Genomic DNA, 14,581 nt, shown 5'->3' with positions numbered 1-14,581 from the left:
GGATGAAGAAACAAATTCAAGAGAATCTGGCTGCATGACATTCACCTGATGGTGAACTAATTACCGAGGGAAGCTCAGGACGCAAATTTTTCCAAATCTAAATTTGGCGCATTGACCGAATATTGTGATGCAAGATTTAAAGGCAATGTGATATTCGACGAAGCGATATTTTCAGGAAAATCAAATTTCAATTCTGTAAAATGCTTTGGCAATGCTTCGTTTCAAAGTGCTAAATTTGAATTGGCTGCCGAATTCGATAATGCATTTTTCGCTCGCGTACCAGAATTTCATGATGCAAAAATACATCCTGGGTCAAGTTTCTTTGAGACGGATTTCCCGCTCGCGTCAACAAAGGAAGGGAAAAAAATAAAATGGGCAAACAAGGATCGCCAAGCATATAGAACGTTGAAGCTGTTGATGGCCAGTCACCGCGACCAGCATCAAGAATCGAAGTTTTTTGCGGCTGAATTGCGTGTTCAACGTGACGTGGAATACCGACCACGGATATTTGGTTGGGAAGACAAGAGACGAATTGGGCAACCTTTTTCTTACTTTTTGTCTTGGTGCTATGACGTCATTTCAAAATATGGACAATCGCCAGGACGGGCGCTATCTTCTTTTATTGTTATCAACATTGTCTTTGCATTGTGCTATTGCGCAATGGATAATTGGGCACATGAATTGTGGGCTCGACAAATATGCGTGTTGGACAGATGCTTGGGAATTGATCCGTTGGTAAATGTATTGTCACTTACTGCCGATACGGATAAACCGAAAACAGCACTCAGTTTAAGCGCACCTGTTACGCTTGCATTGCAAAACGCTGTCAATCCTATAGCGGTAATATCTGAAAAGTCACTTGTGACCTCGCAAACCACCTGGATTTACGCATTATCCTTACTACAAACTGTATTCTCGTTGGCAAGTGTCACACTTTTTTTGTTGGCGTTAAAAGGGCGTTTTCAGAAAGGTAGCGGCGGCGGAAGTTCATAATTTCAAAATTCGGTACTGGATAATCATGGCATTTGTTTTAGCAACCACTGAAGATAATGTTCGCTGGTACGTAGTTGATATGAACAATTATTCTGGCCTACAGCCAGGACAATTTGAACTCATTGATACTTTGGACTTAAAGCGTGTTCCCGGTTTTGGCAATAAGGCCACGGCGAAACATGTTGCCGCAAAAATTGGATTGAAAACTTGGCGATATGTGAAAGTGGATTCACCAAAGCAAACATATACGTTTGAGTGAATCGTTGGGAAAACATTTTTACTAAAATTTCAAATGCAATGTAGAACAAAATAAACAAATGAACTTCGATCTCTTTCAGGTGCTTCTATGAGAAATAAATTTTCAGACTATTCTGGTTCATCGGATGAAGAATTTTCTAACGCATGGAAAAATGCATTGTTTGTTTTTGATACAAATGTCCTATTAAATTTATACCGATACAAAGAATCTACAAGAAAAGATTTCTTAAAATTATTTGAAATATTGAATGATCGTATTTGGATACCACATCATGTCGCTCTTGAATTCTATCGCAACAGGTTGACGGTTATAGCGGAACAAAACAAGGGCATTGAAGATGTGCAAACTAAGGTTTCAGATTCATATAATACGTTAGATAAATATTTCAATAATGAACAGTATGTTAAACGACATTCACTGATTGACCCTACAAAGTTCATGGAGTCTTTCAGCAAGTTAAAAGACGAATTTCTTGACGAGCTAAAAGGTTTTAATTCACATAAATTATCAATCACTGGAAAAGATTTTATAAAAAACAAGATAGAGGAAATATTTTTAGGGAAGGTAGGCGACCAAGCCGAAAAACAGGAAGATATTGATGAATTATTTAGAGATGCAGATTCTCGATACAGCCAAAATATTCCACCCGGCTATAAAGATAAGAACAAAGACAAGGATAGTGGGGATTCGTTTCAGCACAATGGCCTTTGCTATCAGAGGAAATATGGAGACTATATTATCTGGGATCAAATCTTACGGCATGCAAAAAGTGCTAATGAAAAGACCGTCATTGTTGTAACTGGTGATGGTAAAGGTGACTGGTGGGAAACTTTTCAAGGCATGACAATTGGCCCAAGAAATGAATTGAAACATGAAGCGCGTATAGTTGGCGGGATAGATTTTTTTCATATGTATAACGTGGAAAGCTTCTTGAAATATGCCAATCAACATTTTCCGTCACAAGTGTCTCAAGAGACTATTCAAGATGTGAATGAAACTTCACAGTTTCTAAATGACCTTGCTATCCATGTCTCTATGAGTCATACGCGCTCTATGGGAATAATTGAATATTCCCCAGATATTGAAAAGCCGCTAGAAATTGAAAATTTCGGTCAAATCTCTATAAAATTTTCCAATCCAGTTAATCGCTCATCTGTATCTTATATTGGAATTCATTTAATTCGATCTAATACATTTATACAGTGGGACATCGGAGGATGGATTGAATATGCAGAAAACGATACGAAAATAATTTGGCATCCAAATTTAAAAATTATACGAGATGAATATCAAAAAATGACCGCGCAAGATATGCACTATCCACTGATTGAACTCCATTTTGGTCGTCCAGGTACAGCTTGGGCGGTTACTGATATATCGGGAAACCCTCTTCCACACAAAAGATTTGACATTAAATTTGAGCCGCCTCTAGAATTTTTGTTGTAAGAAACTGGAAACATCAAATTTAGAAAATCGATTGTTATTTGTTGCTTGACGAAATTTCTTTTTTTAAAATCATGAAAAAATTTACGTGAGGTAGGCGCTTGCAAATCCAGACAGTATGGCAATGCTGGATATCCCCCGCGATAGCGAAGGCTACCCCTGCGTTGACGATGAATCCTATTATTACGCCATTTATGAAGCGTATGAAAAAGTCGCTGGTGGAAGTATGTTTGAAGAAGCAAGGGTGCAGGAAGAAGAGAATAATCGGGTAGCACCTGCCAGTTTCAACTGGATGGACTATACCCATGTCAGCTTGGCAGAAAAATTCCCGTTGCTCTGGACAAAATACCTTGCAAACAATCTTGATCATGAAGCAGCTAATAAAAAATTCCCTGTCAATAGTGAAGACATCACTGGATCGATTTCCTTATAGCTAATGTTTTGGGCTGTCGTCTGTGCATAGGCAAATACAAAAAAGCATACTATAGATCATGCTGCCCTGACACCTGAAGACTTCTATAAAAACATGACTACGCATGCTGATCACAGAGTCTGGCAAGATGTGTATCGTCCAGTGACGGTTGCGGGTCAAGTGTATTTGAAGCTGACTGTGATCGATGATGTGTTGATTGTGAGTTTCAAGGAGCGTTAAAAATGAAATGTCCAAATTGCGGTGGGGCAGAGTTGGTGCATGACAACCGCGACCTGCCCTATACCTATAAGGGTGAATCCACAAGCTTGTCAGACATCACTGGCGATTTCTGCCCGGCTTGCGGTGAGGTTGTCATGGATATGGAACAGTCCAGGCACATGCATGCGCTGGCGACGGTGTTCATTAAAGAGGTCAATGCCAGCATAGTCGCGCCAGACTTTATCTTGTCTGTACGTAAAAAACTTGACTTGAACCAGCAAAAAGCTGGCCAGATATTCGGCGGGGGTGTCAATGCCTTCTCTCGTTATGAGAGCGGCAAGGCGAAGCCTCCGGTTGCCCTGGTTAAGCTGCTGAAGCTGCTAGATCATCATCCAGACCTATTGGAAGAAATTAAGGCTTAGCAGGCCCACAGGCTTCATGGGCAAAAAAGACGCCGAGCGTATGCGGCCATCAATGATTTCCCCATGGTTGGATCAACACTGTGTCGAGTTTGCAATTAGCGAATTTTCATTGACACTTTTTTTAAAGTCGCCTATATTTCACCTATAGGTTAATTAACCAATTGATGTAATAAATATGAATACTGATTCACTCAGCATTACCTTCGCCGCGCTCGCTGACCCAACCCGCCGTGCAATTCTTGCGCGGCTGGCACTTGGTGAGACATCGGTCACCGAGCTTGCCAAGCCATTCTCGATAAGCCCGTCTGCCGTAACGAAGCACCTCAAGGTGTTGCAGCACGCCAAACTGATCACACAAGGTCGCCAGGCGCAATGGCGCCCGTGCCAGCTCAATGCCGCACCGTTGCACGAGGCTGCCGATTTTATCGGCCAATATCGCCAACATTGGGAGCAGAGCCTTGATCGCCTTGAGGTGTACCTTAAAAACCTTCAATCCGTGGAGATGAAAAGTGCAGGAAACAAAGAATAACTCCGGCAACAATTCTGATACGAACGACCGCGAAATCATCATCTCGCGTTTGATAGATGCGCCGCGCGAATTGGTATGGGAGGCGATGAGCAAACCTGACCATGTCGTGCATTGGTGGGGCCCGAATGGTTTTACCAACACGCTGGAGAAACTGGATTTTCGCGTGGGAGGCGAGTGGCACCATGTCATGCATGGGCCTGATGGGAGAGACTATCCCAGCCGCAGCGTCTATACCGCAATCGACAAACCTCGCCGCATCGAGTTTTGCACCGGCGGCACATACAAGGGCGACCCGAAGGCCATGTTTGAGGCGACGTGGACATTCGAGGCGGTGGATGGGCAAACCAAAGTGACAATCCATCTACTTTTTCCTACTGCGCAAGCACGCAACATGGCGGTGGAGAAAATTGGTGCGATTGAAGGCGGCAACCAAACCCTGGCACGCCTTGCCAGCTATGTAATCAAAAATTGATCAAGGAAAAATCATGAGAAAAATCGTTTCATTTGTCCATGTGTCACTGGACGGTTTTGTTGCTTCCACCGCCAAAGGGCCGGCCAGCCTGGGCTGGATAAGTATAAGCCCCGATTTGTTTGAATACGTGGAGCAGCGGATTCAGCAGACCAACACTGCTTTATACGGGCGCACCACCTTCGAGATGATGGAGTCGTACTGGCCAACCGCTGCCGATAAGCCTGACGCCAGCCCGCATGATCATCATCATTCACGCTGGTATAAAGCCGCCCGCAAAGTGGTGTTGTCGAAAACTTTGCTGGAAAAAAATCACGTTAATACACAAATCATCAGTAGCAATTTAAGCGATGAAATCAACAAGCTCAAGCATGGCGCAGGCAGCGAGATATTGATGTTTGGAAGCCCCTCCGCCACGCACGCACTGATGGCAGAAAATCTCATCGATGAGTACTGGCTATTCGTCAATCCGATTCTGCTGGGGCAAGGTATTCCCTTGTTCAAAAACATCAAGGACAAGACTGCACTCATGCTGGTTAACAGTAAAATTTTCCCGTCGGGCGTCGCGTGCCTGCAATACGAGGTGAAACGAAATTAATCGTACAAAGTTGTGATATTTCGCGACAGTGAAATGGCTATTCTGTTGAACTTTCGCTTCGTTACCACCCCGATTGATACTCAACTTCGGCCCTTTCGATACCCGCCGATACTACTTCGGCGCGGTAAAACGAGCGTAGTGACCGTTTAACTCGCCTTCGGGGGCAGCACCGGCAAACGCTTTGCTTGTACACTTGGCACGGCGGCCAATGTTTGCATTATGCGTGCTGAATAAGGCGTCTTGCGAAGCGGACCGATCAGTTTTTGCAACGGAGAATCGTCTCCCTGATTGTCAGTAAGACGAGGTAATTCAAAGGCGTTCGGCTGATCGGTAAGTGGGTATTCCAGCCCGCGTAGATACGATTTAGCGCAGCGTAATCGTACGCATGTAGAGCCTAAAAAGTATCAATAATCATTTCAAGATCAAGCGTGCGAATACGCGAGGCTATTCGCATCTACGCGGGCTAATACGTGTTAAATTAGCATTGGCGAGTATTCATGCCGCGCGATTATTTTGATTAAAGTTGATGTCTTTGTGGGGTAGGGGGCAAATGCAGATAGGCGGATGTTGATGCCGGTGTTGTGCATTTCAGTTGAGGAAACGGGTGTCGTGCGAGTCAGATGTTTTGTTGCTAATGAATTAATTTGATACACTACCACCCAGGCTGACGAAGACCGCTATTCAGCGCGGCTGTCCTCATTCTATTCGTCATCAACATGACGACCACTACTGATTATTTCACCGGGGCTGCCATGTATTTTTGGAACATTGATGCGTTAAAGAGGCAATTGGCACACGGAGGCTTGTCTGAAAAGCAGACGTATGGGTACATGATGGCGTATCTGGTGTTCAGTGCGGCTGCGGTTGAAATGATGCGCTATCTGCCTGAAAAGGAACCGAATGTATGGACGTATTATGGGTCGATGATGAATCTGCTGATTCCTGTCGTCGGCACGATGATGGCGTTTCGCGCAAATGGTGGTGAATCGGGCGTTCAGTTTTTGCCGCGCTATATGAGCATTTCTCTGGTGGTCACGATACGTTATCTGGCAATGGTTTGTATGATTGGAGTACCGCTCGTGGTGTTGCTGATAGTGGTCGTGATTTATGTAAACGGCTTTAAGAATCAGTTTGCAGGCTCACCGTTTGAGATTGTGTCCACTGGTGCTTATGCCTTGCTATTCGCCTTCATCGTCAAGCATGTGGGTGATGTGGCCAAGGCGCAATCAAGTTGACATTGCAGCGAGATAGATCAGACAGAAGCCACCAGCCAATTTGAGGCAAGATACAGAGCCGGCATTTGTTGAAGAAGAGCATGCAGCCCAATAAATGCGATGATGAAAAGAATGCAGGTACCAAAAGCCATACACTACCATCGGTGAGCGCCAAATTTACGAGACGACTATTGTTTTTTATTGTGTGTTGCAGGGGCATGAATTAACATATCAATCCACTATGATGCATGCTCGCAGCCAGCACATGCCAGGCACCAGACGGTCGAGGTAACCAATTCATTTTGGCTACTGGCAAGATGCAAGCACGATGAATGTTTTCTCGCACATTAATTAATTTGTTAAGGTAATCACATGCTCGTTGAAGCGTTCAGTTACAAGCGGTGGGCTGATCAACGTACTTTGAATGCGATAAAAAGCATTGACGGAAATGCGTTCCCTTCTGCCGTCGCCTTCGCACGGCAGCAGCTCAATCACATGATCAGGGTGGAGGAATTATTCAGAGCGCGCCTTCTCGCTGCGCTGGTGCCTCATGTCTCTACCAATACCGAGTTGGTGCCTGAACTTCATGAGCTTATTGAAAGGATTGACGACTCAAATCAATGGTACGAGCACTATGTCGAGAATTTGACCGCAGACCACAAGAAGCAATCCGTTCACTTTCAATTCGTCGATGGGAAGCATGGTTCCATGACACGTCTTGAGATACTCTTTCACATCATCAATCACGGTACCTATCACAGAGGCGCGATTGGTCACGCTTTGGATTTGGCTCAAGTGCCACATCCGGCAGACACTTACACCGTTTTTATTCATTCCGCGGAGCCAGATCGCCGCGTGCCAGGCTGACAAGGTCATTCAAATCAGCATGGCTTTGTACCTTTGATCTCTGGAGCAAGAGTAGACATGTGCGGCCATACCCTGTGGTGAATAGACCGAGTCGGATCTGGGTGATACAAACTGTTGTCAACGCACCCTGGTAATATGGTCGATTAATAAATTGACATAGCGCTCCGGTTGTTCAATGTCAGGAAAATGCCCACAATCTTCAAACTGGATAATTTCTGCATGCGCTACACAATCAAGTAATGACTGGGCGTTAGTTTCACGGTGCGATCTGTCTATTGATCCCCAAATCATTGTGCAAGGCGTATTCAACAGTTGTAATGACTGGACGGATTCCCGATTGAGGCCTTGAACAACCCCTGCGAGACAAAAGCATGCCCCCTTGGGACGTGCTTTATTTCCAGGATGATGAAAATGCGTTCGATCAACATGTTTTGGAAGGGCATACTCATACCATGATTTGATCGCTTTTCTTTTGAAAAGCCATGATGCTACTTGCCCTAAAACAGGAATTTTTAGTGGCCATGGAACAACTCGTCTGGTCCAGGCATGCATTGCAGCCAGGGAGGGCGTTTGAGCAAGAAATAAACTGGATATGCGCTCAGGTGATGTTTGGGCTGCACGTACGGCATAAAATCCGTTTGCGCAACTGAATGCCAGTGTCGCCTTTTGAATATTTAAGGTATCAAGCACATCTAACACCACGCGAGCCCCTTCATCGAGGCCATGGGCATAAGTGTACGCCGGTATCGATAAGCCGAATCCAGGCATATCGAAACAAACTATTCTATATTCATTGATGAGTAACTTTGTCAGGTGCTCATAATGTTCAATGATGTTTGGTCCGTCCGGAACAAACACAATGCATGGTTTATTTGATCCTGAATCCATCACACGAATTGAGCCAGACGCGCTCTCAATCATTTTCATGAAAGGGGTATTTTTCGTGGAAATTACTTGGTCTGATACAGACCAGCGCGTCAGAATGCCATCAATTAAAGAGCTAAACATGCAGTCCAATCCCTTGTTCAATATGTCAGGTTGAAGTATTCAACATGAGTTGCCCTGTCAGTAATGGGCAGTTCCGCTTCAATCGGTCTGGTTCGTTGACTGATTTTTTCACCAAACGCTGTTGGTGAAATATAGCCAAGTCGCTGCTGACGTTGATAAAAATCCCGACGCATTTCGGTATTGCTGCTTCGGCGTTCGCCCGCGTAGTATAGCGCTGGTAATGAGTCATTTCGTAGTTAAGGCTACAGGAATGTAGTTTTCTTTGTAGTGACACAGCGCCAGGCATGAAACGGCACAGCTTCAACAAATTGATACTTTGGTCTGTGAGGTAATTTGATACACTGCAAGCCATCCTGCCAACTGTCTGTATAAAGGTGCTGCTGTTGGCAGGTGCCGGGCAATAACAAACTTCTCATCAAGGGCACAATGTATTTCTGGAAAATTGATCTGCTGAAGGCGCAACTGATCGCCAAGGGCTTGACTGAAAATCAGACGTATTTATATACGCTGGCGTATATCATTTTCAGTACCTTCATGGTAGAGCTGATGCGCTATGGCCCTGATACCGTATTTAATGAATGGACGCATTTTTCATCCACGATGAATGTTCTGATCCCTGTTGCCGGCACGATGATGGCGTTTCGTGCCAACGGTGGTGCGTCGGGCGTTCAATTTTTGCAGCGTTACCTGAGTATTTCGATCGTGGCGTCGATACGTTTTATGGTGTTTGTGATTATTCCGCTTATGGTGGCGATAGCAATACTAAACCCTGAGAGCTCGGTATCGGGGTCGCCGTTTGAGATACTGCTTTCTGGTTGCGATGCCTTGCTATTCGTCTTCATCGTCAAACATATACGTGAGGTGGCGACTGCACGACCAGGTGCGGGCAGTGCCTGAAGGATGACAGGGCATGGCAACGCTGGATTGTTGTGGCCGATCACGATATCCGGGTAGGTTTTTTCTATATTTTTAGATCACTGGCGGCAGAAAGACAAAGTCCATTTCCCAAGCCATACAATCCCTCTAAGGCGACTTGCTGTGATTGCTTAATTGCGCTTTGGCATCGTTTAGATTTGCAAGCAGTGTTTTTGTTGACGGATGTTCCGGGCCGTAGTTGGGGTTTGATACCAATGCCTTGTATGCCAGCTCAAAATAGGAGATGGCTTTGGTGTACTCGCCCAAGGCGGTCCATGCTGACCCCAGATTATTGCGGTCTATCGCTACGTTCGGGTGTGTTTCCCCAAAGGTATGGAGGTCGCTGGCCAGGGTGAGTTCAAAGAGGCCAATTGCCTTGTGATATTCGCCTAATGCTTGCCACGTTGCCCCCAGATTGTTGCGTTTTATTGCCACGTCCGGGTGTGCTTCGCCATAGGTTTTGATGTCGCTGGCCAGGGCCAGTTCATAGTAGGTGATGGCTTTGCTATATTCATGCAATGATTTCCACGCGCCTGCCAGATTGCTGCGATCTGTTGCTACATTCGGGTGTGCTTCCCCAAAGGTTTGAAGGTCACTGGCCAGGGCCAGCTCATAGAGGTTGATTGCCTTGCGATATTCACCTAATGCTGACCACGCTGTCCCCAGGTTATTGCGCTTTGTTGCCACTTCGGGGTGCGCTTCTCCGTAGGTCACGAGGTCGCTGGCCAGGGCTTGTTCAAAGAGGGAGACTGCCTTGTGATACTCACCTAAAGAGTTCCATGCGGTGCCTAAATTATTGCGCTCGGTCGCTAGTACCGGGTGGTCGTCACCGTAGGTTTTGAGGTCACTGGCCAGGGCCAGTTCAAAGTAGGTGATGGCCTTGCGATATTCTCCCAATGCTTCCCATACCAGACCGAGGTTATTGTGTTTTATCGCTACATGGGGGTGAACGTTTCCATAGATTTTGAGGTCACTTTTCAGGGCCAGTTCAAAGTAGCTGATCGCCTTGTAGTATTCCCCCAGTGCGTCCCATACCAGGGCCAGGTTGTTGCGGTCTGTCGCCACATTCGTGTGCGCATCGCCATAGGTTTTGAGGTCGCTGGCCAGGGCTAGTTCGTAGTAGGTGATTGCTTTGTGATATTCGCCTAACAAGTACCAGGCACCGCCCAGGTTATTGCGGTCTATCGCTACATCGGGGTCGGCTTCGCCATAGGTTTTGAGGTCGATGTTCAGGGCCAGTTCATAGTAGGAGATGGCCTTGCGGTATTCACCTAATACGTAGCATGCTGTTCCCAGATTATTGTGATCTCTGGCCACCTCCGGATGGGTTTCTCCATACATTTTGAGGTCAATGGCCAGGGCCCGTTCATGTATTTTTTTTGCGTCTTGATAGTCACCTAGCGTATAGGCGTTGTTGCCGGCGGCAGAGAGGTACACGGCATTGTCAGGGTCGAGGTAAATTGCTTTTTTGTAGTTGCTATCGGCGTCAAGGTATTCAAGGTCATGACGTTGCAGTTCTGCCAGTTGGTAAGCGGTTTCGGCGGCGGTGTCATCGTCCTGCTCTTGTTTTTTCTTGAGTAATTCTTTTGCTTTGGGCAGATCAAAGCGCTTGCGCGCTGCCTGGATTTGTTTTGTGAGGATATTTTTTTCGTCCAGAAAGGCGATGCGTTTATTCAGTTTGTCTAATTCTTTCACCAGGTTTTGTGCGTATTCCCAGCCTTTGACCATTTTTTCTTGATCCGATATATAGCGCTTTTCCTGTGTGCTGATGGTGTCGATATTTTTCTGGATTTGCGCTTCCAGATTCTTGACCTTGACATCGTAGTCTTTGATCTTCAATTCGTCTTTGGGGTCGCCAAAGACACTGACAACACCGTTATTGACGGCAATCTGAAGGGTGCCGCCGACGACATTGATGGTGCCTATGTTGGTCGCCACCTGAACGCAATCGTCACCCTGGCAGCTTTGTTCAACTGCCTGTGCATTTGCAGAAACAAACAGGCAAAAGTACAACAGGGCAAGGGCTTTCATGGCTATTTGCTGGCGGCGGATTGGCTGGCAGATTTGTTGGCAGATTGGCTGGCAGATTGGCTGGTGGAAGAGGGGGCAGCAACGGATTGCTCAGAAGCGGATTGACTTGCAGAAGCGTTATTGATATTCAGGGTGCCCTGGTTAACGCCAACCTGGGTGCCATTGGTGCCGCTGCTGGTTTGAATGACAGGCGCATTGTTTTGCGGGGAAGACGGGGTGCCAGGGACAGCAGGCGTGACCAGAAATACGGTGGCAAACACCGCCAAAGCACCACCAGCACGCAATTTGAACTTGTCTATCCCCCCTTCAACATGAAGAAATCCGGCCAATATGCCACCGACACCTGCCGCAGCCAGGGCCAGAACAATCTTGAAGGTGTCATATTGCGTCGGTGTGGGGTTGGGGATGAAGACGTTCAGCGCGAGCAAGGTGATGACAAATATCACACCAAAAATAAATCCGGCGATTTTTTCCCACGGCATTGGCTTTATATTGCGCATGTTTTTTCTCTGTCTATGTTGATTGAATGGATGGGCTAATTGGATGTGACGTTAGTTGCATTTGCAATAGTTGCCGTTGTAAATGGATGCTCTCGGCCAAAGTCCGGATCTGCAATTGATGAGTTATATTCTGGTTCAATATATCGCTTCAATATACCGCTTCAATATACCAAGCCCAGTAAATTGGAGAAACACCACATCTTCATGAAGCTGATAAATTGACATGCCGCCTGGGGATTGTCAATTATTTAATGGTGACTGTTACTTTTAAGTCTTGGATGACGACACTAAGCCCTCAAAGCTCGCGGAGTGTGTATGTGTACGTGTGTGTGTTTGGCGTTTTGAATACGCTTTGTTGCTTGCTATGCCGTGTTATTCGTCGTCATCGTCAAGCATAGATGTGATCTTTGGCTGCAATGCAGGCGGCGTTTGCGTTCTTCCATACCCTTGCCACCGCTGCACCATCAGGAGGGGGAATTATCTCTGATGGTGCTGGCGGCGACGGGCTAGTCGTTGTTGCTTGCAGGCAGTGTCTTGGTTTGTCTATACATGTTGACGCCAGCCATTTTTTTGTTCACGTAAGTGAACACGGTAATGCCGGGTCGCATGATTCCGCCGTTCTCGTCGAACCCGATTTTGCCAACCACACCTTCAAACTCATAGGTTTTCAAGGCATTGACAATGTCGCCAGGGTAAACAGACTTGGCGTTGACCATCGCCTGTGCGACCAGCAGAACAGAGTCATAGATATACGGGGCATCACTACCCGTCGCGCCAAAGCGGGCGGCATAGCTTTTTTTGAAATCCTCATATGTTTTTAAACTATCGTCATCTATCCCAATTGGCATGTAGCAGTACACTTGCTTGTCGAGCAGGGTATTGTTGGATTCGGCCGCCAGGTCGTTGCTGCAGTTAAGATGTTCGGTCACCAACTTGGCGTGGATGTTTTGCTGGCTTAATTGTTCCAGCAAGGGACCGGTCTGTTTTGGGGTACCCGCAAAGTAAATCAAGTCAGGCTTGGCGGCTTTGATGACTGGCACGATCGCTGAAAAATCAATCTGCTTACCGTTGATACCATGCATGGCGACGATGGCTACGTCATTGTCTTCAGCCGTGATTCTGGCAGCGCGAGCGACCTCTCTGCCTTCCCTGGTGTCTTCATAGATGATGGAGACACGCTTGGGTTTAAGCGCTTCCATCATTTGTTCGGTCATGAGAGTGGTCAATGTTGGGCGGTCACCGTTAAGATTAAACGCGGTTTTCGAACCTCGACGCGTATAGTAGGGATTGCGTTCGTAGCTGGATATCTGCGGTATGCCAGCCTCATGATATGTACTGGCAGCGTCGATAGTCGTTGATGAATTCACATAGCCGACGACGGCACTGACGTGTGCATCAACCAGGCGTTGGGCAGTAGCGATCGCTTGTTTTTCTGAAACAATATCGTCTTCGGTCTGCAGTTCAAATTTGATACGTTGCCCGCCGATGATCAGGTTCTTGCTGTTGATATGATCAATGGCAAACTCGGCGGCACGTTGATTCGCGAATCCATTGCCAGCACGTTGCCCTGTCAAAGGGACTACCAGGCCGATTTTGACTATCCTGGGTGCTGCATTTTCTTGTCCCTTGGCCAGAGAGGAAGATGCCAATTCGAAGGAGGCAGCCTCAATGGGGGCTGCTTTTTTCTTCATATAAGGGGCGTTAATTTCAATCAAATGCTCCTTGTCTATGGCAAACAGGCGATACACGCTGGCATTGGCGATGTCGGTCAGTTCTTTCTTATTGTTTGCCAGGCGAATGGGGGCCTTGAGCAAGTCAAGGTGGGCTTCTTTCGGTTTGATGGCGATATCCTTCAGGTACTGCGCCTTCAAGACGTAATTGATATCTGGAACGATCTGGCCCGGCACCGCAGGGTCACCGGGGATAGATGACACCAGGCCTACTACAGCACCACGGCTGTCAAGCAAAGGAGTACCAGAATCATTTGACAATACGGTGTTGTCGATTTGTAGATGGCGGATGTCACCTGCATGACCGTTTTCTGACGTAACGCTGCTACTGGAAAGTTTAATTGGCGGCCTGCGCTGTTCATCTTCAAGAAAATTGATGGTCAAAACCCTGGTTCCCTTGGGCGCTTTGGTCGTGGTATCAATATACAGGGGAACGGTTTCGGCATTGATCTTGAGCAGTGCCAGATCATTTTTTTGGTCAGTAGCGACGATGACGGCCTCGCTTTTTCCTTGTTGTTCATTAAAGGTGACGATCTGCACCGCACCTTCAAGGAGGTGTAAGTTGGTGAGCAGATAGCCATTGTTGGTAATGGCAAACGCCGTGCCAAAGTGATTAAAGAACGGGGCTTCGGCTGCTGTTGCCGGTTGGTGAAACAAGGCGGTGGTGACGATGAATCCTGTGGTCACGGTCAGGACCCGGGCTTTCCAAAGCTTACTTATCATGTTTTGCTCAAGAGTGATTGTAGAGGGAGTTTGGTAAATTTCACTGAAATTATGCCATCGCTGTTATGGTAGCGGCGTCTGCGAAATAATTATATTTTTATGCCGTATGGCAATGTCTGCGATTCAAACCGTCTGTCGTATTTGGGAGGCGTGTTGTTGAGATGCGTCTGCAAGACGGTGCAGAAATTGTCTTTCTGGCGGCGCTCGGTTATGCTGCCTGCAGTAAAAACTGTAGCGCGCACGCATCCA

15 protein-coding genes and 1 pseudogene are annotated in these 14,581 nt (G+C 46.6%); 12 read left to right on the top strand and 4 right to left on the bottom strand.

Annotated features, from left to right (window positions below; genetic code table 11):
- Positions 1–147 precede the first annotated feature (147 nt).
- The 11 genes and pseudogenes from AC1RVX_RS28890 (at position 148) to AC1RVX_RS28840 (ending at position 7,425) form a co-directional block, all read left to right on the top strand.
- A complete protein-coding gene (locus tag AC1RVX_RS28890) occupies positions 148–993 on the top strand; it encodes a pentapeptide repeat-containing protein (protein WP_493220041.1) in 846 nt (281 codons plus the stop codon).
- Between the two features lie 25 nt (positions 994–1,018).
- Positions 1,019–1,252 carry a hypothetical protein gene (locus AC1RVX_RS28885; protein WP_493220040.1) on the top strand — a complete coding sequence of 78 codons (234 nt, stop codon included), beginning with the start codon at positions 1,019–1,021 and terminating at the stop codon, positions 1,250–1,252.
- 87 nt (positions 1,253–1,339) lie between these two features.
- Entirely contained in the window at positions 1,340–2,698 is a 1,359-nt protein-coding gene (locus AC1RVX_RS28880; RefSeq protein ID WP_493220039.1) for a PIN-like domain-containing protein, read from the top strand.
- Positions 2,699–2,813: 115 nt separating this feature from the next.
- Positions 2,814–3,128 carry a hypothetical protein gene (locus AC1RVX_RS28875; RefSeq protein ID WP_493220038.1) on the top strand — a complete coding sequence of 105 codons (315 nt, stop codon included), beginning with the start codon at positions 2,814–2,816 and terminating at the stop codon, positions 3,126–3,128.
- A gap of 63 nt (positions 3,129–3,191) precedes the next feature.
- Positions 3,192–3,347 (top strand): annotated as a pseudogene (locus AC1RVX_RS28870) (type II toxin-antitoxin system MqsR family toxin); the annotation flags it as partial.
- Between the two features lie 2 nt (positions 3,348–3,349).
- Positions 3,350–3,748 carry a type II TA system antitoxin MqsA family protein gene (locus AC1RVX_RS28865; protein WP_493220037.1) on the top strand — a complete coding sequence of 133 codons (399 nt, stop codon included), beginning with the start codon at positions 3,350–3,352 and terminating at the stop codon, positions 3,746–3,748.
- Positions 3,749–3,923: 175 nt separating this feature from the next.
- A complete protein-coding gene (locus AC1RVX_RS28860; protein ID WP_493220036.1) occupies positions 3,924–4,277 on the top strand; it encodes an ArsR/SmtB family transcription factor in 354 nt (117 codons plus the stop codon).
- A complete protein-coding gene (locus tag AC1RVX_RS28855) occupies positions 4,258–4,749 on the top strand; it encodes an SRPBCC family protein (protein WP_493220035.1) in 492 nt (163 codons plus the stop codon). Before AC1RVX_RS28860 ends, AC1RVX_RS28855 begins: the two co-directional genes overlap by 20 nt.
- Positions 4,750–4,762: 13 nt before the next feature.
- Complete coding sequence (locus AC1RVX_RS28850; RefSeq protein ID WP_493220034.1) at positions 4,763–5,344, top strand: dihydrofolate reductase family protein; 582 nt, start codon at positions 4,763–4,765, stop codon at positions 5,342–5,344.
- Positions 5,345–6,060: 716 nt separating this feature from the next.
- A complete protein-coding gene (locus AC1RVX_RS28845; protein WP_493220033.1) occupies positions 6,061–6,579 on the top strand; it encodes a hypothetical protein in 519 nt (172 codons plus the stop codon).
- A 351-nt stretch (positions 6,580–6,930) separates the two neighbouring features.
- Positions 6,931–7,425 (top strand): DinB family protein, encoded by a 495-nt coding sequence (locus AC1RVX_RS28840; RefSeq protein ID WP_493220032.1) that lies wholly within the window; start codon positions 6,931–6,933, stop codon positions 7,423–7,425.
- 117 nt (positions 7,426–7,542) lie between these two features.
- On the opposite strand, the gene AC1RVX_RS28835 is transcribed toward AC1RVX_RS28840, so the two are convergent.
- The gene (locus tag AC1RVX_RS28835; RefSeq protein ID WP_493220031.1) at positions 7,543–8,433 is read right to left on the bottom strand and encodes an alpha/beta fold hydrolase; all 891 of its coding nucleotides are present in this window, start codon (positions 8,431–8,433) and stop codon (positions 7,543–7,545) included.
- Positions 8,434–8,859: 426 nt separating this feature from the next.
- Between AC1RVX_RS28835 and AC1RVX_RS28830 the strand changes: the two genes are divergently transcribed.
- Complete coding sequence (locus tag AC1RVX_RS28830) at positions 8,860–9,330, top strand: hypothetical protein (protein ID WP_493220030.1); 471 nt, start codon at positions 8,860–8,862, stop codon at positions 9,328–9,330.
- Positions 9,331–9,456: 126 nt separating this feature from the next.
- On the opposite strand, the gene AC1RVX_RS28825 is transcribed toward AC1RVX_RS28830, so the two are convergent.
- The 3 genes from AC1RVX_RS28825 to AC1RVX_RS28815 form a co-directional block, all read right to left on the bottom strand.
- Positions 9,457–11,379 carry a tetratricopeptide repeat protein gene (locus AC1RVX_RS28825; protein WP_493220029.1) on the bottom strand — a complete coding sequence of 641 codons (1,923 nt, stop codon included), beginning with the start codon at positions 11,377–11,379 and terminating at the stop codon, positions 9,457–9,459.
- A 2-nt stretch (positions 11,380–11,381) separates the two neighbouring features.
- Positions 11,382–11,879 (bottom strand): hypothetical protein, encoded by a 498-nt coding sequence (locus tag AC1RVX_RS28820; protein WP_493220028.1) that lies wholly within the window; start codon positions 11,877–11,879, stop codon positions 11,382–11,384.
- A 506-nt stretch (positions 11,880–12,385) separates the two neighbouring features.
- Entirely contained in the window at positions 12,386–14,332 is a 1,947-nt protein-coding gene (locus AC1RVX_RS28815; RefSeq protein WP_493220027.1) for an ABC transporter substrate-binding protein, read from the bottom strand.
- Positions 14,333–14,581 lie beyond the last annotated feature (249 nt).

This window comes from Undibacterium sp. GW821-FHT11B02 (assembly GCF_058808955.1).
This window is presented reverse-complemented; position numbering and strand designations above follow the sequence as displayed.

Bases quoted from the DNA above. Each gene is read 5' to 3' on its own strand.
- AC1RVX_RS28885 (WP_493220040.1), top strand. From the start codon at position 1,019: ATGGCATTTGTTTTAGCAACCACTGAAGATAATGTTCGCTGGTACGTA.
- AC1RVX_RS28840 (WP_493220032.1), top strand. From the start codon at position 6,931: ATGCTCGTTGAAGCGTTCAGTTACAAGCGGTGGGCTGATCAACGTACT.
- AC1RVX_RS28850 (WP_493220034.1), top strand. From the start codon at position 4,763: ATGAGAAAAATCGTTTCATTTGTCCATGTGTCACTGGACGGTTTTGTT.
- AC1RVX_RS28835 (WP_493220031.1), bottom strand. From the start codon at position 8,433: ATGTTTAGCTCTTTAATTGATGGCATTCTGACGCGCTGGTCTGTATCA.
- AC1RVX_RS28865 (WP_493220037.1), top strand. From the start codon at position 3,350: ATGAAATGTCCAAATTGCGGTGGGGCAGAGTTGGTGCATGACAACCGC.
- AC1RVX_RS28845 (WP_493220033.1), top strand. From the start codon at position 6,061: ATGACGACCACTACTGATTATTTCACCGGGGCTGCCATGTATTTTTGG.
- AC1RVX_RS28815 (WP_493220027.1), bottom strand. From the start codon at position 14,332: ATGATAAGTAAGCTTTGGAAAGCCCGGGTCCTGACCGTGACCACAGGA.
- AC1RVX_RS28860 (WP_493220036.1), top strand. From the start codon at position 3,924: ATGAATACTGATTCACTCAGCATTACCTTCGCCGCGCTCGCTGACCCA.
- AC1RVX_RS28880 (WP_493220039.1), top strand. From the start codon at position 1,340: ATGAGAAATAAATTTTCAGACTATTCTGGTTCATCGGATGAAGAATTT.
- AC1RVX_RS28830 (WP_493220030.1), top strand. From the start codon at position 8,860: ATGTATTTCTGGAAAATTGATCTGCTGAAGGCGCAACTGATCGCCAAG.
- AC1RVX_RS28875 (WP_493220038.1), top strand. From the start codon at position 2,814: ATGGCAATGCTGGATATCCCCCGCGATAGCGAAGGCTACCCCTGCGTT.
- AC1RVX_RS28825 (WP_493220029.1), bottom strand. From the start codon at position 11,379: ATGAAAGCCCTTGCCCTGTTGTACTTTTGCCTGTTTGTTTCTGCAAAT.
- AC1RVX_RS28820 (WP_493220028.1), bottom strand. From the start codon at position 11,879: ATGCGCAATATAAAGCCAATGCCGTGGGAAAAAATCGCCGGATTTATT.